Source organism: Erythrobacter mangrovi (genome assembly GCF_013260645.1).
Taxonomy (GTDB): Bacteria; Pseudomonadota; Alphaproteobacteria; order Sphingomonadales; family Sphingomonadaceae; genus Qipengyuania; species Qipengyuania mangrovi.
In genome coordinates this window covers 2,497,945-2,517,782 of sequence record NZ_CP053921.1, presented here as the reverse complement: position 1 = coordinate 2,517,782, position 19,838 = coordinate 2,497,945, and the positions used below count along the sequence as shown (strand labels likewise).

The 19,838-nt window shown below is 63.9% G+C and carries 12 protein-coding genes and 2 riboswitches; of the genes, 10 read left to right on the top strand and 2 right to left on the bottom strand.

Translation table 11 applies throughout. The annotated features are described in order from the left end of the window. Positions 1-79 precede the first annotated feature (79 nt). Positions 80-173, top strand: a riboswitch (glycine riboswitch). After that, positions 174-271: riboswitch (glycine riboswitch) on the top strand. Positions 272-318: 47 nt separating this feature from the next. From gcvT to HQR01_RS12650, 10 genes are all read left to right on the top strand, one after another. Further along, positions 319-1,449 (top strand): glycine cleavage system aminomethyltransferase GcvT, encoded by a 1,131-nt coding sequence (gcvT, locus tag HQR01_RS12695; protein ID WP_173215213.1) that lies wholly within the window; start codon positions 319-321, stop codon positions 1,447-1,449. A 4-nt stretch (positions 1,450-1,453) separates the two neighbouring features. Then, the gene (gcvH, locus tag HQR01_RS12690) at positions 1,454-1,825 is read left to right on the top strand and encodes a glycine cleavage system protein GcvH (protein WP_173215212.1); all 372 of its coding nucleotides are present in this window, start codon (positions 1,454-1,456) and stop codon (positions 1,823-1,825) included. A 36-nt stretch (positions 1,826-1,861) separates the two neighbouring features. Next, positions 1,862-3,223, top strand: coding sequence for an aminomethyl-transferring glycine dehydrogenase subunit GcvPA (gcvPA, locus tag HQR01_RS12685; RefSeq protein ID WP_173215211.1), 1,362 nt, complete (start codon positions 1,862-1,864; stop codon positions 3,221-3,223). Beyond that, positions 3,220-4,791 carry an aminomethyl-transferring glycine dehydrogenase subunit GcvPB gene (gene gcvPB, locus HQR01_RS12680; RefSeq protein ID WP_173215210.1) on the top strand — a complete coding sequence of 524 codons (1,572 nt, stop codon included), beginning with the start codon at positions 3,220-3,222 and terminating at the stop codon, positions 4,789-4,791. Before gcvPA ends, gcvPB begins: the two co-directional genes overlap by 4 nt. A gap of 101 nt (positions 4,792-4,892) precedes the next feature. Then, positions 4,893-6,950: an adenylate/guanylate cyclase domain-containing protein gene (locus tag HQR01_RS12675; RefSeq protein WP_173216397.1), complete on the top strand. Its 2,058-nt coding sequence runs from the start codon at positions 4,893-4,895 to the stop codon at positions 6,948-6,950. Further along, positions 6,937-7,662, top strand: a complete 726-nt coding sequence (locus HQR01_RS12670; RefSeq protein WP_173215209.1) for a hypothetical protein — start codon at positions 6,937-6,939, stop codon at positions 7,660-7,662. The genes HQR01_RS12675 and HQR01_RS12670 overlap by 14 nt, the downstream gene beginning before the upstream one ends. Positions 7,663-7,748: 86 nt before the next feature. After that, positions 7,749-9,176 (top strand): cytochrome c family protein, encoded by a 1,428-nt coding sequence (locus tag HQR01_RS12665; RefSeq protein WP_234030163.1) that lies wholly within the window; start codon positions 7,749-7,751, stop codon positions 9,174-9,176. After that, positions 9,176-11,149, top strand: a complete 1,974-nt coding sequence (locus tag HQR01_RS12660; RefSeq protein WP_173215208.1) for a heme-binding protein — start codon at positions 9,176-9,178, stop codon at positions 11,147-11,149. Before HQR01_RS12665 ends, HQR01_RS12660 begins: the two co-directional genes overlap by 1 nt. Further along, positions 11,149-12,990 carry a hypothetical protein gene (locus HQR01_RS12655; protein WP_173215207.1) on the top strand — a complete coding sequence of 614 codons (1,842 nt, stop codon included), beginning with the start codon at positions 11,149-11,151 and terminating at the stop codon, positions 12,988-12,990. The genes HQR01_RS12660 and HQR01_RS12655 overlap by 1 nt, the downstream gene beginning before the upstream one ends. Continuing rightward, positions 12,990-17,183, top strand: a complete 4,194-nt coding sequence (locus HQR01_RS12650; protein ID WP_173215206.1) for a hypothetical protein — start codon at positions 12,990-12,992, stop codon at positions 17,181-17,183. Before HQR01_RS12655 ends, HQR01_RS12650 begins: the two co-directional genes overlap by 1 nt. Here HQR01_RS12650 and HQR01_RS12645 read toward each other — a convergent pair. Continuing rightward, positions 17,180-18,040: a metallophosphoesterase gene (locus HQR01_RS12645; RefSeq protein ID WP_173215205.1), complete on the bottom strand. Its 861-nt coding sequence runs from the start codon at positions 18,038-18,040 to the stop codon at positions 17,180-17,182. The two genes, HQR01_RS12650 and HQR01_RS12645, sit on opposite strands and share 4 nt — an antisense overlap. Before the next feature lie 31 nt (positions 18,041-18,071). Next, complete coding sequence (locus HQR01_RS12640) at positions 18,072-19,832, bottom strand: cytochrome c3 family protein (protein ID WP_173215204.1); 1,761 nt, start codon at positions 19,830-19,832, stop codon at positions 18,072-18,074. Positions 19,833-19,838 lie beyond the last annotated feature (6 nt).

Sequence of the window (19,838 nt, the reverse complement as noted above, 5' to 3'; positions counted from 1 at the left end):
CCGCCCGGCACTTGCGCGATTGACCAAAGCGGCAGAGTCGCGCAGGGCGAAATTGTCGGCTGCGGGAGCGATTCTGCGGCGGGCGCGCACGGGAGAGATCGGCGGGGCAACCCTCCGACGCCGAAGGAGCAACCGCCCCGGAAACTCTCAGGCCCATGGACCGTGCGCTGCCATCGGCACTCTGGAAAGCGCCCCCGGCAACGGGTGGCCACCGAAGGGGTAAGCCCGTTTCGCGGGTCAGTCTCTCAGGTTTCCCGACAGAGGGGGCATGGATTTCCTTTCGCTCCGCAAGGGGCGGCCATGCTGTCGGGACTGTTGATGAGCGAAGAAACCGAATTCGAAGAACCCGAAACCGGCACGCTGCCGCTTGATGCCTGGCACCGTGCCAAGGGCGCGCGGATGGTCGAGTTTGCCGGATACTGGATGCCTATCCAGTATGAGGGGATCGTCGCCGAACACGAATGGACGCGCAGTAGTGCGGGCCTGTTCGACGTCAGCCACATGGGCCAATTGCTCCTGTCCGGACCCGATCTCGATGCCGCTGTCGAAACGGTGCTGCCGATCGATCTTTCGACGCTGAAGCTGGGCATGCAACGTTACTCGCTGCTGCTCGACGATGAAGGCGGGGTGCTCGATGACCTGATGGTCTCTCGCTGGCCCGATAGCCTTTACCTCGTCGTCAATGGCGCGACCAAGTGGGACGATATCGGCCACTTGCGCGAGTATCTGCCCGACGAAATCACGCTCAACCACCTCGATGAACAGGCGCTGCTGGCCCTGCAGGGGCCCAAGGCGGTCGATGCGCTGGCGCGGCACGCACAGGGCGACCTTCCGCTGGCCGATCTCACCTTCATGAAGTTCGGCCGCTACACCATCGCCGGGCATGACGTGACCATCGCCCGCGCCGGCTATACCGGCGAGGACGGCTTCGAGATCTCGCTCCCGGGTGAGGCGGCGGCGGAAATCGCCGACCTGCTTTGCGGAGAACCCGAAGTAAAACCGATCGGTCTTGGTGCGCGCGACAGCCTGCGGCTCGAGGCGGGCCTGCCGCTCTATGGCCACGACCTGTCGCCCGAAACCTCGCCCATTGAAGCTGGGCTCGTGTTCGGCATCAACAAGCGCCGTCGGACCGAAGGCGGCTATCCGGGCGCCGAGCGCATCAACCGCGAGATCGTGGAGGGCACTGCGCGCAAGTGGGTCGGTCTGAAGGTCGAAGGCCGGATGCCCGCACGCGAGGGGGCTGAAGTGCTTGTCGGCGATGCCAAGGTCGGCGTGGTGACCAGCGGCGGCTTTTCGCCCACGCTCGGTGCGCCCATCGCCATGGCCTATGTCGCCAGCGAGCACGCAGGCTCCGGTACCGCGCTCGAAATCCTCGTCCGTTCCAAGCGTCTGGCGGCCACGGTGGTCCCGACGCCCTTCGTCCCGCACCGCTATTACAGGGGGAAATGATCCGATGGCCCGTTACTTCACCGATGAACACGAATGGATCGACGTCGATGGCGACACCGCCACCGTCGGCATCACCGACTATGCGCAGGGACAGCTGGGCGACATCGTTTTCGTCGAACTTCCTGGGGCTGGCACCGCGCTCAGCAAGGGCGGCGATGCGGCGGTGGTCGAAAGCGTCAAGGCGGCGAGCGACGTCTATGCCCCGATCGACGGCGAAGTGACCGAAGGCAATTCGGCACTCGAAGACGATCCCGCGCTGGTCAACACCGCGCCCGAGGGCGATGGCTGGTTCTTCAAGATGACCATCGGCGACGCGAGCCAGCTCGACGGGCTGATGGATGAAGCTGCCTACAAGAGCTTCTGCGACAGCCTCTGAGACTACGCCCCGATGCCGGGGCTTGAAGGAATGACGATGCGCTATTTGCCGCTGACAGATACCGACCGTTTGGCGATGCTCGCCAGGATCGGCGCGCCCGATATCGATGCGCTGTTTGCCGACGTGCCGGAAGAGGCTCGCCTCTCCGGCCCGATCCCTGGTCTGCCGATGCATGCCAGCGAGATGGCGGTCGAAAAGCATATGCGGCAACTGTCGAAGAAGAACCTTGCCGCGGCCGATGCGGCGTTCTTCCTTGGTGCGGGCGCCTATCGCCACCATGTCCCGGCCACGGTCGACCACATCATCCAGCGTGGCGAGTTCCTGACTGCCTACACGCCCTACCAGCCCGAAATCGCGCAGGGCACGCTGCAGATGCTGTTCGAGTTCCAGAGCCAGGTCGCACGGCTTTATGGCTGCGCGGTAGCCAATGCCTCGATGTACGACGGTTCGACCGCGTGCTGGGAAGCGGTGGCGATGGCTGGGCGCGTGACCAAGCGCAAGCGCGTCGTCCTCTCGGGCGCGCTGCATCCGCACTATGCCGAAGTCGTGCGGACCATGGCCAAGTTCACCGAAGACGAGATTGCCGGTGCATCTCCTGCCCTGCAGTCGCAGCCCGATAATGCCGGATTGATCGCGCGGATCGACGATCAAACCAGCTGCGTGGTGGTGCAGTATCCTGACATCCTCGGCCGTATCCCCGACCTCGCCGAGATTGCCGAAGCGGCCCATGCCAAGGGTGCGCTGCTGATCGCGGTTAACACCGAACCGGTGGCGCTGGGCGCAATCAAGTCGCCGGGCGAACTGGGTGCGGACATCGTCGTGGGCGAAGGCCAATCGATCGGCGTGGGCCTGCAGTTCGGCGGCCCGTACCTTGGCCTGTTCGCGGTGCGCGATCCCAAGCATGTGCGCCAGATGCCCGGCCGCCTGTGCGGCGAGACCGTGGACGCCGAGGGCAAGCGCGGTTTCGTGCTGACCCTTTCGACCCGCGAACAGCATATCCGGCGCGAGAAGGCGACATCGAACATCTGCACAAACTCGGGCCTCTGCGCGCTGGCGTTCAGCGTGCACATGACGCTGCTGGGCGAGAAGGGACTGCGGCAGCTGGCGGCGGAGAACCATCGCCTTGCCTGCGCCGCCGCCGACCGCCTGGCGAAGGTGCCGGGAGTAAAGCTGCTCAACGACAGCTTCTTCAACGAATTCACCGTACTGATCGATGGCGATGCCCGTGCGATCGTGCGCCAACTGACCGAGCAGAATGTGCTTGCCGGCGTTTCGCTCGGCCGCCTGTTCCCTGGCCATTCCGAGCTTGCCAACGGGCTGCTCGTCGCGGTCACCGAGACCACCACCGAGGAGGACATCGAAACACTTGCCTCCGCTCTTGAGGAGGTGCTGGCATGAGCGCGCCCAACGCATCGGGCTGGAAGCCTGGCACCCCCGTCGAAGGCCACAACGCCATGAGCGGTCCCGACACCGCCACAGGCAACCGTGCGCTGATGCTGGAGGAGCCGCTGCTCTTCGAGATCGGCCATAGCGAGACCACCGGCGTCGACCTGCCTGAACCACAGGGCGGCGGTAACCGATTGGGCGGTTTCGAGCGGACTGCGGCAATCGGCTTGCCCGGCCTCTCCGAGCCTGAGACGGTGCGGCATTACACGCGTCTTTCGCGTCAGAACTACGCGATTGATCTCGGCCTCTTCCCGCTCGGCTCATGCACGATGAAGCACAACCCGCGCCTCAACGAGAAGGTCGCGCGGATGCCCGGTTTCGCCGACGTCCACCCGCTGCAACCGGTCGATACGGTGCGTGGGGCGCTGGAGGTGATCAACGAACTGGCGTTCTGGCTGATCGATCTGACCGGCATGCATGGCGTGGCTATGAGCCCCAAGGCGGGTGCGCATGGCGAGCTGTGCGGCATACTGTGTATCCGCGCCGCTCTCGAAGCGCGCGGCGACGCGCGCGAGGTCATCCTCGTTCCCGAAAGCGCGCATGGCACCAACCCGGCGACGGCGGCCTTCGCCGGCTATCGCGTGGAGAACATCCCCGCGAACTCCGATGGGCGCGTCGATCTCGAAGCGCTCAAGGCGCGACTGGGCCCCGATGTTGCGGGGGTGATGATCACCAACCCCAACACCTGCGGGCTGTTCGAGCGCGACATGAAGGCGATCTCGGATGCCGTCCATGCTGCGGGCGGCTTCGTCTATTGCGATGGTGCGAACTTCAATGCCATCGTCGGCAAGGTACGCCCGGGCGACCTTGGCGTCGATGCGATGCACATCAATCTGCATAAGACCTTCTCCACTCCGCATGGCGGTGGTGGTCCGGGTTCGGGTCCGGTGGTACTGTCGGAAGCGCTGGCGCCGTTCGGCCCGCTTCCCTTCACCGCGCGGACTGCGGACGGCGTCGTCCATCTCGTCGAGGAGGAGAACGCGGCCGAATTCGATCACACGCGGGCCTTCGGTCGCATGACCGCCTTCCACGGACAGATGGGCATGTTCACCCGCGCGCTGGCCTATATCCTCAGCCATGGGGCCGACGGGCTCAAGCAGGTTGCCGAAGACGCGGTGCTCAACGCCAACTACATCCTGCGCAGTCTTGAAGATGTGCTCGACGCACCTTTCGGCCACAGCGGGCCGTGCATGCACGAGGCACTGTTCAGCGACAAGGGCTTCGCCGAGGGGCTCTCCACGCTCGATCTTGCCAAGGCGATGATCGACGAGGGCTATCATCCCATGACCATGTACTTCCCCTTGGTGGTGCATGGCGCGATGCTGGTGGAGCCGACCGAGACCGAGAGCAAGGCGGCGCTCGACCAGTTCATCACCGCGCTGCGTAGCGTGGCCGAACGCGCCAAGGCGGGCGACGAAACGCTCAAGACCGCCCCCCACTACGCCCCGCGTCGCCGGCTCGACGAAACGCTTGCGGCGAGGAAGCCGGTACTGGCCTTCACCGAACCTGACGACATATGAGGTAAACGGGGTTGCCGGGAGCGGCTGGCGCTCTAAAACCCCTGTAACGATAACAACTAAGGGTCGCTCGAGACACGCCGAGGAGGGCGGAATTGAGCGAGGTGAAGGCCGAGAACCTGTTCATCAGGGGCTGGCGCAATGTGCGCGAGGCGGGAACGCGCCGCCTGGTGCTGACTGCGCTTCTCGTGATCCTTTCGCTCGTTCTCGGCCGCTACAGCTGGGGTGTGGGCGAGGATGACATTCCCGGCATCACGCAGGCGGAACGCGAACTCTACGACACTCGGTACAGCATCTATGCCAACCGCCATGCGGTCGAGCAGGATGATCGGATCACGCTGGTGGTCTACAACGACCAGACGCTGATCGATACGCGCAAGCGCTCGCCGCTCGATCGCGGCCTGCTGGCCAGTGCCCTGCGCAATATTGACGCAATGGCGCCCAAGGCGGTGGGGATCGATATCCTGTTCGATCAACCCCAGGATGAAGACGATGATCTGGTTGCAGCCCTGCGCGCCATGCGTGCACCTGTCATCGTCGGTTATACCGATGACGAAACGAATTACGGCAGCATCACTTACGACCAGGCGACTTTCCTCGACGATTTCATCGCGCGACTGGATGGGTCAAACGCGCGGGTCGGCAGCGTCCGCTTGCGCAGCGAACCCGGGGGCACGCGCCGCTGGAGCGAGATAAGACCCGACGTTCCGCCATTGCTGGGAAGGGCGATGCTCTCCGAAGCGGGTGAAGGCGGCAAGACATTGCCCGGATATGAGGGAGCGATCCGCTATCGCTGGCCGGCCGATGATACACGCCCTGTGTTCACTTCGCTTCCCATCCAGCTCTTTGCCGACCCCGAAATGGCCCCGGCCCTGGCTGAATACATCACCGGGCGATACGTGTTGATCGGTGGAGATATTGTCGACATCGACCGCGTCTCAACCCCCCTGTCCAATGCCATGGGCGGTCGTTCCACCGAGGAAGGGGAAACGGGTTCGGACCCGCCGGGGATCTCGGTCCACGCCGAGATGATCGCCCAGATGCTGGACGGCGCGAAGATGCCTTCGCCTTCGCCTCTTACCCTATGGATCCTCTCGGTACTGATCATCTTCATGGCTGTGCTGACCGGGCTGCTCGAATGGGGCAGTTGGAGGATTTACGTCCTGGTACTACTGCAGTTCGCCGTCATCATCGGTGTCCCCGTTGCGATGCAACTGGCCGGCACCGATACCATCGGCGTTCCGGCACTTGGCTGGCTGCTGAGCTGGATCGTCGCCTTTTCCGCTGTGACATCTGCCGCCCGGGCGAGCGGTGCGGTCCAGCGCAATTTCGCGCAAGGTGCACTGGGCAAGTACCTGCCCAAGGAAATGGCCGAGGAGATCCTCGAGCATCCCAAGCTGCTGGCACTGCATGGCGAGAAGAAGGAGCTCTTCGTCCTGTTCTCCGATCTCGAAGGCTTCACCAAGATGAGCCACGCGATCCCGCCGGAAATGGTCGCCAAGCTCCTGAATCGATATCTCGACCTGCTCAGCGACGTCGTGCTCGACCATGGTGGGGTGATCGACAAATTCGTCGGCGATGCCGTGGTCGCTTTCTGGGGCGCGCCGATCGCGCGGCCCGACGATGGCACGCGCGCCGCGAAATGCGGATATGCGGTGTGGCAGGCGGGCGAACAGTACCGCCGGGAAGTTGCGGCGATGGACCCGAACCTGCCGCCGATCGGGAAGACTCGCGTGGGGCTGCACTGGGGCGAAGCGGTGGTCGGCAATTTCGGCGGAGACAATCGCATCCAATACACGGCCCTGGGCGACAGCATGAATACCGCTTCCCGACTGGAAGCGGCGAACAAGGCGCTCGACTCTTCGGTCATGGCAAGCCTAGAGTTCGCCGAACGCTCGGGCCTGGACTGGTGGCGCCCCATGGGCCGCGTACAATTGCGTGGTCGCGCCAGACCGGTGAATCTGATGGAACCTGCACCGGATTTCCCACCCGAAGACCGCGCAATATTGGCGCAAGCTTGCAATCTGTTGGGTGTGGACGATGCTAGGGCTGCCAAGATCGTTGGTGAACTTGTGGGCCGCTACCCGGCTGACAAGGCACTGGAAAATCTGTTACACCGGATGCAGAATCCGGGCGAGGGAGGAACCTATGTTCTGGGGTAAGACGCTGCTCACCGCTTCGGCACTGATCGGCACGACGGTTGCCTTGGCGACCGCTGCGCAGGCGGGTGTCGTGGTAAAATCGAGCGGCCCGTCCGCTGCGCAATACCCGGTGGGCAAGAAGCTCGACGATGCTGAATCGGTGATTCTCAAGGATGGCGATTCACTGACGGTGCTGACCAATGGCGGTACGCGGGTACTGCGTGGTCCGGGCACACAGCGTATCGGCGCGCGCGGGGTCAGCAAGCGCACGACCTTCGCCATGCTGACGCGCCAGCAATCCGGGGCGCGGGTCAGGACCGGTGCGGTGCGCGGTGGAGCGACCAGTGGAACGGCACCTGCCAACCCGAGCCTGTGGAACGTCGACGTTTCGCAAGCCGGCAAAGTCTGCCTGGCGAACAGCGACAGCATCAGTTTTTGGCGTTCGGATTTCGCCGGGGCAAAGACCTGGGTGCTGGGATCGGAAGTCTCCGACTTCCACGTCCACGTCAAATTCGGAGACGGCGATTCGACCACTGCGTTGAGTGCCGAGGAACTGCCGCTGGCAGAGAACCGGAAATATCGCCTTTCGTCGCCGGCGGGTGGACCGGCGCAGGACATCGAATTCGTCCTGCTCGACAGTGCACCGGACAATCCGGAAGATCTGGCCATGGCCTTGATGCAGAACGGCTGTGACAACCAGGTCGAACTGTTGAGCGAGCGCATGGCTGACTGACAGGTCCCGCTTGGGGAACTGTCCTGTGCTTGGGGGCGAGCAGGAATAGCCGGTTGCCAGGGGGGCGCCGGATCGGGGGAGGGCTGATGGGCGAGATGCCTGTGGCAGTTTGGGGAAGAGCGAAAGGCCTTTGGCGTGAAGGTCGCTCGCGGCTCGTCGCCATCGGGTCGCTGCTGTCGGTTGCGATCACCATCGCTGCCTTTGCGACCCTGCCGGCCGAGCACGTTCAGGCGCAGGGTAGCGGAGGCGGCGTCTACGAAGGTGTCGCCACCTGTGCGGGTTCGACCTGCCACGGTCGCTCCGAAGGCAATGGTGCGGTCGTTCGGCAAGATGAGATCGCCACCTGGCAGGAGCCTTCCTCGGCCAGCGGCGCGCATAGCCGCGCCTACTCGGTGCTCGCCAGCCAGCGCGGACGGCAGATCGCCGAAACGCTCGGCATTGGACCAGCGACGTCGGCCAGCGCCTGTTTGGGTTGCCACGCCACCTTCGTGCCGGAAGCCCGACGCGGCGCGCGCTTCCACACCAGCGACGGGGTTGGCTGCGAAAGCTGCCATGGCCCGGCCCAGGGATGGCTGCAGGTTCATTACGAGAAGGCAGCAAGCCATGCCTCGAACGTCCGCGCCGGGCTGGTGCCGCTCGAACGGCCGCAGGTTCGCGCAAAGGTCTGTCTCGATTGCCATTACGGCAGCACCGATACCGGCCAGTTTGTCACCCACGCTATGATGGCCGCCGGCCACCCGCGTGTTTCGTTCGAACTCGACCTGTTCTCCTCGCTCCAGCAGCATCATGACGAGGATGCCGACTATGCCAGCCGCAAGGGCCGCACCGACAGCGTGCGGCTGTGGGCGGTGGGACAGGCCGAAGCGGTTGCGCGCGCGACCGATCTGTTCGCTCGGCCCGGTTTCGGCATGAACGGCATGTTCCCGCAGCTCTATTTCTATGACTGCCACTCGTGCCATCGCCCGATCACCGATGGTCCGGCACGACGGCTGACCTTCGAGACCAATCCCGGCCGTCCGATCCCCTTTGGCAACCCGCCTTTCAATGACGAGAACATCATCATGCTTTCCGCCGTGAGCCGGACGCTTGCGCCGGGTGCGGGCGGGGCTTTCGACGATGCGAGCAAGGCGTTCCATCGCGCAATGGGTCAGGATCGTGCCAGCGCGCAGGCCGCGGCGGTGACACTGCGCGAGCGTGCACAGGCGCTGTCCGATGCGCTGGCTGCCCGGGCATATGGCGGAGGCGATGCCTTCGATGTCATCGCGAGTGTCGCCGGCAAGGCGACCACTCCGCGCTTCACGGACTACGCCGGATCGGTCCAGGCAGTGATGGCGGTCGATACGCTGCTCAATGCGCTGGTACGCGAAGGTCGGGTTACCGTTGGTGCTGCGGCCGGAATTCGGACTAATATCAACCGCGCCTATGCCGCTGTCAGCGCGCCAGAAGCTTATCGGCCCGCGGCATTCCGGAGCGCTCTGAGCACTGCGGCAAATGCGATCGGGAGCCTGCGCTGATGCAGCGAAACGCCTGGACCAGCATGGCAGGGGCTTTGGCGCTGGCGCTGTCCGGTTGCGGAGGGGGCGGCTCCTCTGGCGGAGGAGGAGGGGGCGGGACACCCACGCCCACGCCGACACCCCCACCATCGGGACGCTTCTTCGCGGACCCGCCGCAGGTCGCCTTGACGCAAGGCGAAGTGCAGCAGATCGTCGCCCAGGCAGTGGGCGAAGCACAGGCACGCGGACTCAAGGCCACAATCGCGGTCGTTGATCGAGTGGGCAATGTCCTTGCCGTGTTCCAGATGACCGGGGCACCGGCCAACACGACGATCAGCCGTCGGCAAATTGGTGGCCTCGGCGCTGCGGGAGATCTGGTCGGCTTGCAGGGCCTACCGGTTCCGAGCGCCGCGGCCGCGATCGCCAAGGCAATCACGGGGGCCTATCTCTCGAGCGGTGGCAACGCCTTCTCGAGCCGTACGGCGAGCCAGATCGTCCAGGAACACTTCCCACCCGCACCCAGCACCGTGGGGCTGGAAAGCGGTCCGCTGTTCGGAGTGCAGTTTAGCCAGTTGCCCTGCTCTGACCTTTCGGCACGGGTGCAGGACGGGTTTATCGGGCCCAAGCGGTCGCCACTCGGCCTCGCCGCCGATCCGGGTGGGTTACCGCTCTACAAGAACGGTGCGGTCGTCGGGGCGATCGGGGTCGAAGGTGACGGAGACTATGGCTTCGATCCCAATACGCTCGATAATGACAGCGACGCCGAGGAGTTTGCCGCGCTTGCCGGCACGCAGGGCTTCACCGCACCACGCTCGATCCAGGCCGACCGGATCACCGTTGATGGCACCAGCCTGCGTTTCAGCGATGCGACTGCCGATGGTCTGGGCCCGCTGCAAACCAGCTTTGGCGCGATCAACGGTCCTGCGGGCGGGCTGGTCGCAGTCACCGGCTATACCGACGGGATGCTGCGAGGCGGTACCGCCTATGGAACCGAGGCCTCGGGCGTTCGCCAGAGCACCGCGGCCGAATTCGCGCTGCGCGATGCCTATGTGCTGAGCAATGGTGCGGGGGCGGGCCGTTATCCGATCCGTGCCGGGACCGACGGCGTCAGTGTTGCCCAACCGCTCACCGCTGCCGAGGTGCGCGCGATCCTCGAGGAAGCCTTTACGGTCCTTACTCGCGCAAGGGCGCAGATCCGCCAGCCGCTCGACAGTCGCATGCAGGCGACCGTTAGCCTGGTCGATACGCATGGTGTGGTGCTGGGTATCGTGCGTTCGCCCGATGGGCCGCTGTTCGGCACCGATGTGAGCCTGCAGAAGGCGCGCACTGCAGCCTTCTTCTCGAATCCCATCGCTGCGCAACAGCTGCTCGCGGGACCGGCGCCGATCCCCAATTATGTCCAGCGCGTGCGTACCTTCCTGGAAGATCCGAGCGCGCTGACTGGCAGTTTTGCCTTCGCCGACCGTTCGGGCGGCAACCTCTCGCGACCCTATTTCCCCGATGGGGAGGTCGGTCCGATCGCCGGACCGCTCTCGGTCGATGATCCGCAGCGCTTCAGCCCCTTCATGACCGGGCTGCAGACCGACCTCATCATTCCCAATCTGGTAGAGCACCTGGGCTTTGTCCTCTCCAATGGGGTCGAGCCCGACACGCAGCGCGGCTGCACCAAATTGCCCGACGCCCCTGGCGGGACCAAACGGGTCGCCAATGGGATCCAGATATTTCCGGGCTCGGTCCCAATCTATCGTGGTGGGCAGCTTGTCGGCGGGATCGGCGTCTCGGGCGACGGTATCGACCAGGACGACATGGTCAGCTTCCTCGGCCTCCACAATGGCGGTCAGCGTGCCGGGGGTATCGCCAATGCCGCGGTGGACATTCGCGCCGACCAGATCGTGGTCAACGTCAACGGACGCAGCGTGCGGTTGCGTTATGTGAGTTGTCCCTTCGCGCCGTTCCTCGACGACCCCAAACAGAACGTCTGCGAGGGGCTGTGATGGCGAGTGGCTTCCTCCTCCCCATGCTGATGCTGGTCGCGGCGCCGCAGGAAGCGACTGAGCCGCCAGCGGAGCAGCCGGTGGTCAATCCAGAGCCGGCGGAGCCGCCGCCGGTCGACAATGAAATCATCGAGGGGCGCCGTCGCCCCGACTATACCGAACCGCTGCCAGATGAGGTCATGCAGACCAATGAAGGGGCGGTGCGCGCGCCACCGCCGGAGGCGTTCCCGGTCGACGCCGTGCCGATCCCCGATCGCTGGCGGCTGATCCAGAGCCTTGGACTGGTCAAGGAACGCTGGTGGGATCCCTACAACCAGAACACCTACAAGGGCGACCGGCCGATCGATCGCGCGAAGGTGCCATGGCTGCCGATCAAGGGCGACGACTGGTTCTTCATCGTTAATGCGGTCAGCGACACGGTGCTTGAACCGCGTACCTTCCCGATACCGGTCGGCGTCCAGACCACCCAGCGTCCGCAAAGTCTCGACGTCTTCGGCAAGGATGCGAGCTATGTCTTCTCGCAGACCTTTATCGTCGGCGCGGCGCTACTCAAGGGCAGCACGGCCTACAAGCCACCCAATATCGAATATCGGGTGACGCTGGCACTCAACGCCAACTATGTCGACGTTCCCGAACGCCGGGTGCTGTTCGTTGAACCGTCGAAGCCGACGCATCGTTTCGACCACTTCCTGGGCGTGCAGGAAGCCTTCATCGACTACCACTTCCGCAACGTGTCGGATCGCTACGATTTCGATTCGATCCGTATCGGCATCCAGCCGTTTCAGGCAGATTTCCGCGGTTTCCTGTTCAACGACCAGCAGCTTGGCGTGCGCTTTTTCGGCAATCGCGACAACAACCGGCTGCAATACAACCTTGCTGCCTTCTGGCGGCTTGAAAAGGACACCAACAGCGGTCTTAACTCCGTGGTGCAGTCGCCGCGCGACGACATGCTGTTCATCGCCAATGTCTATCGGCAGGATTTCCTTATCCCGGCGCTGACCAGTCAACTGACCTTCGCCTACAACATGAACCGCGAAGCCGGAGACATCGAGATCGATGACAATGGCTTTCCCGTGCGGCCAGCGCTGCTCGGGACGCTACGCGGGCGCGAGTACGATGCGTTCTATCTTGGCTACAATGCCGATGGCCGGATCGGGCGGATCAACCTTACGGGCAGCGCCTATTATGCGTTCGGCGAGGACCGCAGTTCCTTCTTTACCGACCAGCCTGCCGACATCAGCGCCTTCTTCGCCGCGCTCGAAGCCAGCTATGACAAGGACTGGATGCGTTTCCGGCTGTCGGCTGCCTACGCCAGCGGGGACAGCGATCCTTACGACAACAAGGAAACCGGTTTCGACGCAGTGTTCGAGAACCCGATCTTCGCCGGGGCGGACACCTCATACTGGATCCGCCAGACGATCCCATTTGCGGGCGGCGGGCGCGTCATTTCGGTCAACGGGCGCAACGGCATCCTCAATTCGCTGCGCAGCTCAAAGGAACAGGGGCAGTCGAACTTCAACAATCCCGGCCTGATGCTGATCGGTGCGGGCTTCGATTTCGACCTGACCCCCGAAGTTCGCCTGTCGGGCAACGCCAATCACCTGTGGTTCGAGAACACGGCGACGCTCGAGGCGCTGCGGAACGAGGGGTCGATCCCGAAATCGATCGGCTGGGACCTGTCGGCGGCGGCAATCTGGCGACCCAAGGCCACCCAGAATATTGTCTTCCGCCTTTCCGGCGCAGCGCTGATCTCGGGCAAGGGCTTCGATGATCTCTTCACCAGTCTCGGCAACCCCGGCGCCTATTATTCGGTGCTGGCTAATGTGATCGTGAGCTACTGATGCGTTGGCTCGGTAAAATCCTGCTCGGTCTGGCCATCGCGATCTTCGCGGGAGCGGTGGGCCTGCGCGCTGCGGAAGAAGAGAAGCCGGTAGAGCGCGATTACAGCCTCGTGACTGCCGCACCCGCTCCGCGCATCCAGACCATCGACCAGATGCTGTCGAAGTCCGAAGGTTGCTTCTCCTGCCACCTGCGCACCGACCAGGCGACGATGCACGAAACGCCAGCCGTACGGCTTGGCTGTGTCGACTGCCATGGCGGCAATCCGGCCATCAAGGGCAACAGCGAACTGCCGCATGACGATCCCGCCTATGTCGCGGCGCGCGAAGCGGCGCATGTGCTGCCCAAGTACCCGGAGGCCTGGCACTATCCGTCTTCGGCCAATCCGAAGCGGTCCTACGCGCTGCTCAACAAGGAAGACCCGATCTTCATCCGCTTCGTGAACCCGAGCGACTATCGCGTGGCGCGCGAGGCCTGTGGGGCCTGCCACGTTGAAACGATCGAGGCGGCCGAACGATCGATCATGGCCTCAGGCGCCATGCTGTGGGGCGGGGCGGCCTACAATAACGGCATTCTCCCCTTCAAACGCTACCTGCTGGGGGAAGCCTATACCCGCGAGGGTGAACCGGCGAAGGTCGAGAGCCCCGGCGCACCAGTGGGGACGGTGACCGAGGCGCAGCAAAAGCGGGGTGCACTGGCGGCGCTCTATCCGCTGCCGACCTGGCACGTGATCCCGCCGGGCGATGTCTTCCGCGTTTTCGAGCGCGGCGGGCGGACGATCGGCTCGCAATTCCCCGAAATCGGCCTGCCAAGCCCGTCAGGCTCAATCCAGCGCCTCGAAGAGCCGGGACGGCCCGACCTCAAGCAGTCGAACCGCGGCCCCGGCACAGGCCTGCGCGTCGCAATCCCGGTGCTCAATATCCATAAGACCCGCCTCAACGACCCCTTCATGTGGTTCATGGGGACCAATGACCAGCCGGGCGACTATCGCCATTCGGGCTGTTCGGGCTGCCACGTGGTCTATGCCAATGACCGTGAGCCGCGCCATTCGCTGATCTACGCCCAATACGGGCGCGATGGGCAGACGCAGACGGTCGATCCGACGATTGCCTCGCTCTACGAAGGCGCGCGTGGCGACGGGCATGGAGACAGCCACGGTGGCGGCCATGGTTCCGTCAAGCAACCCGGCGACGAGATGGCGCACGGCGCCGAGGCCTATGCCGACGCAGCCCATGGAGAGGAAGGGAAGGTACGCGAATCCGGCCACCCGATCCGCCATACCTTCACCCGCTCGATCCCGACCGCACAGTGCATGAACTGCCACATGCACCAGCCGAACATCTTCCTGAACTCCTACCTCGGCTACACCATGTGGGACTACGAATCCGATGCCCCGCACATGTGGCCGGAGAAACAGAAATATCCGACCGCAGCCGAGGTTCATGCGGTGCTGGAGCGGAACCCCGAAGCCGCTTCGCCCAAGGGCAAGTGGGCCGACCTCGACTTCCTGCGCAATGTCTACGATCTCAATCCCGAGCTCAAGGATACGCAGTTCGCGGATTACCACGGTCACGGCTGGAACTTCCGCGGTATCTTCAAGCGCGACCGCGCGGGCAATTTGCTCGACGCGGGTGGCAATATGGCCAGTTGGGGCACCGATACCGACCACATCGTGGCGCCCGATGACCCGGAGAAATGGCGCAAGCGGGGCGAAGGCAAGTTTGTCGAGCCTGGCACGAACCCGGGCAAGGCGGTCCATATGATGGACATCCATGCCGAGAAGGGCCTTCAATGCGCCGACTGCCACTTTGCGCAGGACAGCCATGGCAACGGGCTAATCTACGGCGAAGTCGCCAATGCGATCGAGATTGGCTGCAAGGATTGCCATGGCACGGCCGATGCCTATCCCACGCTACTGACCAGCGGTCCGGCGGCGCCGCCCAAGGGCACCGACCTGTCGTTGCTGCGCAATCCCGATGGCAAGCGGAGGTTCGAATGGACCTATGATGCCGATGGGCGGCAAGTGCTGGTGCAGCGCTCCATCGTCGATCCCAAGCTCGAATGGGAGGTGCGGCTGGTCAAGGACAGCGTCGACCCGACGAGTTCGTACTTCAATGCCAAGTCGGCGCGGGCCAAGCTGATGAGCCGGACCGGTGCGGAAACTGGCCTGTTCGAGTTCGGCACCGGCATCGCGCCCGAAGATCGCGCGCACGGTGAAAGCGAGATGGCCTGCTTTACCTGCCATCTTTCATGGACCACCAGTTGCGGCGGCTGCCACCTGCCGATCGAGGCCAACTGGAAGACGAAGATGCATCACTTCTCGGATGAGGAGACCCGCAACTTCGCGACATACAACCCGCAGGTTGCGCGTGATGAGATGTTCCAGCTCGGCAGGCACATGACCACCAAGGGCAACCAGGTTGCGCCGATCCGCTCGACCAGCGCGCTGGTTCTGTCGTCGACCAACATCAACCGCGAACGGATTTACATCCAGCAGCCGCCGGTTGCCGCCTCAGGCTATTCCAGCCAGGCCTTCGCCCCGCATTTCCCGCACACCGTGCGTACCCAGGAAACCAAGACCTGCAGCGATTGCCACCTGTCGGACAAGGACGACAACAATGCGATCATGACCCAGACGCTGCTTCTGGGGACCAATTTCGTGAACTTTGTCGGCCTCAACGCCTGGGTGGGCGAGGGTGGCGGTTTCTCTGCGATCCGCGTGACCGAATGGGATGAGCCGCAGGCGGTGATCGGTTCCTACCTGCATCGTTATGCCTATCCCGACTATTGGCGGATGCACGTCGAGGATAATGGCCGCGAGCTCAAGAACTGGGTGCGCGGGAAGGCATTCGACGAGAATCTCAGCGGCGAAACCCACGCCTTCGAGGAATTCGCCAACGTCCATGAGGGCACCCGCGATGCGGTCCGCTGCCTGCAGCTGCGCGGCGAATATATGTTCGTGGCCGAAGGCAGGGGCGGTTTCCGCGTCTACGACGTGGCATCTATTGCCAATAAGGGTGTTTCGGAGCGCATCCTCACCGCGCCGTTCAGCGCGCTGGGGCATGACAGCCATGTGAAAAGCAGGAACGCCACCTGCATGGCGCTGGCGACCAACCAACCAGTCCGGCCCGACCGCAATAAGGCGATGGCGGCCACGGTCGTAAAGGATGCCGCAGGCAACCCGGTCCTGAACGATGACGGCATGCCGATGACGCTGCTGCAGGTCAATGAAGAACAGGCGATGAAGCCGATCTACGACTATGCGGTGATTACCGATGCAGTCGAAGGCCTGATCCTGGTCAATATCGAGACCATGGCCGACGGCGAATTCCGTAACAACAAGCTGAAGCGGGCCAAGCTCGCCGATGGCCGCACCGCCTGGAACCCCGATGGGGTGCTCGATGGGGCGCGGCACATCACGCTGGCCGGTGACATTGCCTATATTGCGGCGAAGACCGGGCTGGTCGTGGTCGACTTGTCCACCCCTACCAGCCCGCAGCTCATGGCGATGCGCGAGCTTACCGATGCGCGCGCCTCCGCGATCCAGTTCCGCTACCTCTGGGTCACCGATGCCCAGGGCGTGAAGCTGTTCGACGTCACAAACTTGCGGAATCCGGTGGCGATGCCGCAGGCGACTGTGCCCTTGGCCGATGCGCGGCGCCTCTACGTTGCGCGGACCTATGCCTATGTCGCGGCAAAGCAAGACGGGCTGGTGATCCTCGACGTCACGCGGCCGCTGTCGCCGAAAGTCTACCAGCGTGTCACATTGGATGGTGCGCTCAACGATGCCGAGGATGTGATCGTCGGTTCGACCAACGCCACGCTGTTCGCCTATGTCGCCGATGGACGCAACGGGATGAGGGTGCTGCAGCTGACTACGCCGGACAGCCAGCCGAATTTCTACGGGTTCAGCCCTGCGCCCAAGCCCGAGCTGATCGCCTGGGCCAAGACCAAGGGGCCGGCGCTCGCGCTGAGCAAGGGGCTCGACCGTGATCGCGGTGTCGACGAAACCGGCGGGCAAATGGCGGTGTTCGGCCGCGTAGGATCGCGTCCCTTCACCCGGCCCGAGATGGAGCGCTTGTTCCTGACCCGCTCGGGCGTGCCGTGGAAGGTGTCGGACGAACCCAATATGAGCGCCTGGGTCGGTGGACGCGGACCTTGGCTGGATCAATCGAAGGCCATGCTGGCCGACTAGCTATCTAGGCTCCGTTCGGCGAACATCTCGCGGATCATTGGCTTGAGGTGCTCGCCGTAGTGGGCAAGCACCTCCCAGTCGTCGCAGCTCTCATAGTGCGTGAGCACGTTTTCGCCGTCCCACCAATGCAGCGCATAGCTCGGCGGCTCGGTCGTGATCAGCGCGCGATTGTCGGCCCTGGTTTCGTCGATCGGCCTGAGGTCGAGTGCTACCAAGGGCGCGACCGACGGGGTCACCCCCAAGGGAATGCCGTGGAAACTCGTGTGCAGGCGGCGGTGCAGGTGCCCGCAGTGGATCGAGCGGATCGACTGTTCGTGCCCGGCGATCGCATCGGCGAAATTGGCAATCCAGTCTTCGTCTGCCGCCGGGTCCATCCAGTCGATCCCGCTCACCACCGGGGGGTGGTGCATGAAGATCAGGCAGGGCATACCGTTGCCTTCGGCCAACCGCGCTTTCAACCAGTCGCGTCGCGCCTTGCAGAAGGCCCCGCCGTGTCGCCCCGGCTCGAAGCTGTCGAGGCAAATGATCCTGAGCCCGTCGCGTTCGACGACGTAATGGAGGAAGCCGTTGTCTTCGGGCGTGTCCGGAAAGGCGCGCTTCAACTCCTCGCGCGTGTCGTGGTTGCCGACCAGCGGCAGTATCGGACACGGAACCACGCGCAGGAGGTCGGCGATCTTGGAAAAGCTTTCAGCGTCGCCATGATCGGTGAGGTCGCCCGAGAGAACGAGCAGGTCGGGCTTGTTGGGCGAGGAAAGGACTCGCTGGAGCGTGGCGCGGAAGCGGATGCGATTGAGCTCCTCCGGCTTCGCGTCGGGGTCGAAGCCGATATGAATGTCGGTCATCTGCGCGATCAGCATTCCGGCTCCCCTTCCAGCGCCTAGCCGCGTCTTATTCGTCCCCTTTGCGCCGCGCTATCAGCGCGACCCGGTTGGGCGCGGCAGCCTCGTCGGTATCCTCATCGCGCCGAAAGTTCGGCGGATGGTAGCTGTGGCACATGGCGCAGCTCGATGGCACGTCAGCCTTTACAGCTTTCTCTCCCTGGTGACACTCGCGACACGATTTGAGGTCGGGAAGCAGCAGGTCGCGCGCACTCTTCGACGTGTCGGCCAGATGGCAGCTCGTGCATTTTTCCTGCGTGTGCGCCTCGTGGTCGAAGCGTCCATTGAGGAAATAGCCACTGCTCTGGAACACCGGCATGACCGACTGCTGGCCATCCTTGACTGCCGGCAGGTGGCATTCGCCGCATACGCCATCCTTGCCCAGCGCGCTGGCTATGCCGATGTAGTTCTGCGTCGGACTACCGAAATCCTGGAAATAGCGCCCACCGCGCTTGAATTCACCGGGGCGGCGGCGTGGATCGATGATCTGCGAGCGCGGGGCGCGGTCCAGCGCAATCAGGTCGGCACGCATCTGCGCGACGTCGCCGTGACGCAAGGTTCGGAAGGTCGAACCGACCTTGTCGTAGACAAGGCTGTGGCAGCTCTCGCAGCTGTCCTCCATCACCACAGGCAGGAAACCATACTTGTCCTCGGTCGGCGTGTGGCAGTCGGCACATTCGAGAGCCTTGCCATATTGCTCCAGGTTGCCCGCCATCCGGGCGACGCCATTGGTGGTCGACAGGTGCATGTCGTGCGGGAAACGCAACCCGTTGTTCTCACGTGCCTTGCCGTCGATCACCACCCGAGTGAGCTTGGCGCTGCCCAGCGTCTGGTGGATTGCCGCCTTGAGTTCCGGATGATCCTTGCCGAAATCATGCGCATTGGCGAGTTCGGTATCGGTCAACCGCGCGTCCATGCCGTCATGGCAATCGGCGCAGAATTGCTGGCGGGCAGGCAGCATCCGTCCGGCGCCTTCATGTTCGGTATGGCAGGTGGTGCAGGCCGCCGGGCCTTCCTTGCCGAAGGTTTCGGCCACCGACCACAGGAAGGCATCGCCGGTGCTCATCGGGCCGCGGGCAGTGAGCAGGCGACCGGGTTTGGCATGATCGCCGATATCTTCGTGGCAGGTCAGGCAGGTTTCGTCGCGCACCGCGACGAAGGGCTGGACGTGGCAAGCCTCGCAATTCTGCTCAAGCGCATGATGCGCTTCGCTGAGTTTGCCGGTGCTCCAGCTGGAATCCATGGCCACCTGGTCAGGGCCATCGGCACCCGGTTGCTTGTCGCCCCGGGTAAGGCTCGACCACACCGGCACGGCGAGGAAAGCGAGCAGGATTACCGCCAGCCCGATCCACGCCATCGCGCGCTTGCCCGGCATCGCACTGGCAAGATCGAATCCACGCACGGCATCGCGATTGCTGTAGTCCTTCTCGACTCTCGAGATGGTGACCAGGACGGTGCCATCCGCCTCTAGTGAGAAATCGAGTTCATAGGTGCCGAAGCCCAGTTCCGCCCCATTGGCCGGATCGAAGTAGGCTTCGGGCGAACTGCGCCCATCGTGCAGGAAATTGCGGCTGGAAGCGGCGGCGACATGCAGGCGCCCGCGTTCGGCCACGCTCACCGTTGCATGGTGTTGTTCCACGGCGAGGTCGGGCAGCACGATATCGTTGGTGGTGGCCCGACCGATGGTCAGCGTGTCGCTTTCGACCTTGCGGTCGCGCACGATTTCGCGGCCAGTGGCAGTGCGATCGACGGTGCGGATGAGAAAGGTCATGCCGGG

Coding starts and splice junctions, on each gene's coding strand:
- gcvT (WP_173215213.1), top strand. CDS start 319: ATGAGCGAAGAAACCGAATTCGAAGAACCCGAAACCGGCACGCTGCCG.
- gcvH (WP_173215212.1), top strand. CDS start 1,454: ATGGCCCGTTACTTCACCGATGAACACGAATGGATCGACGTCGATGGC.
- gcvPA (WP_173215211.1), top strand. CDS start 1,862: ATGCGCTATTTGCCGCTGACAGATACCGACCGTTTGGCGATGCTCGCC.
- gcvPB (WP_173215210.1), top strand. CDS start 3,220: ATGAGCGCGCCCAACGCATCGGGCTGGAAGCCTGGCACCCCCGTCGAA.
- HQR01_RS12670 (WP_173215209.1), top strand. CDS start 6,937: ATGTTCTGGGGTAAGACGCTGCTCACCGCTTCGGCACTGATCGGCACG.
- HQR01_RS12665 (WP_234030163.1), top strand. CDS start 7,749: ATGGGCGAGATGCCTGTGGCAGTTTGGGGAAGAGCGAAAGGCCTTTGG.
- HQR01_RS12660 (WP_173215208.1), top strand. CDS start 9,176: ATGCAGCGAAACGCCTGGACCAGCATGGCAGGGGCTTTGGCGCTGGCG.
- HQR01_RS12655 (WP_173215207.1), top strand. CDS start 11,149: ATGGCGAGTGGCTTCCTCCTCCCCATGCTGATGCTGGTCGCGGCGCCG.
- HQR01_RS12650 (WP_173215206.1), top strand. CDS start 12,990: ATGCGTTGGCTCGGTAAAATCCTGCTCGGTCTGGCCATCGCGATCTTC.
- HQR01_RS12645 (WP_173215205.1), bottom strand. CDS start 18,040: ATGCTGATCGCGCAGATGACCGACATTCATATCGGCTTCGACCCCGAC.
- HQR01_RS12640 (WP_173215204.1), bottom strand. CDS start 19,832: ATGACCTTTCTCATCCGCACCGTCGATCGCACTGCCACTGGCCGCGAA.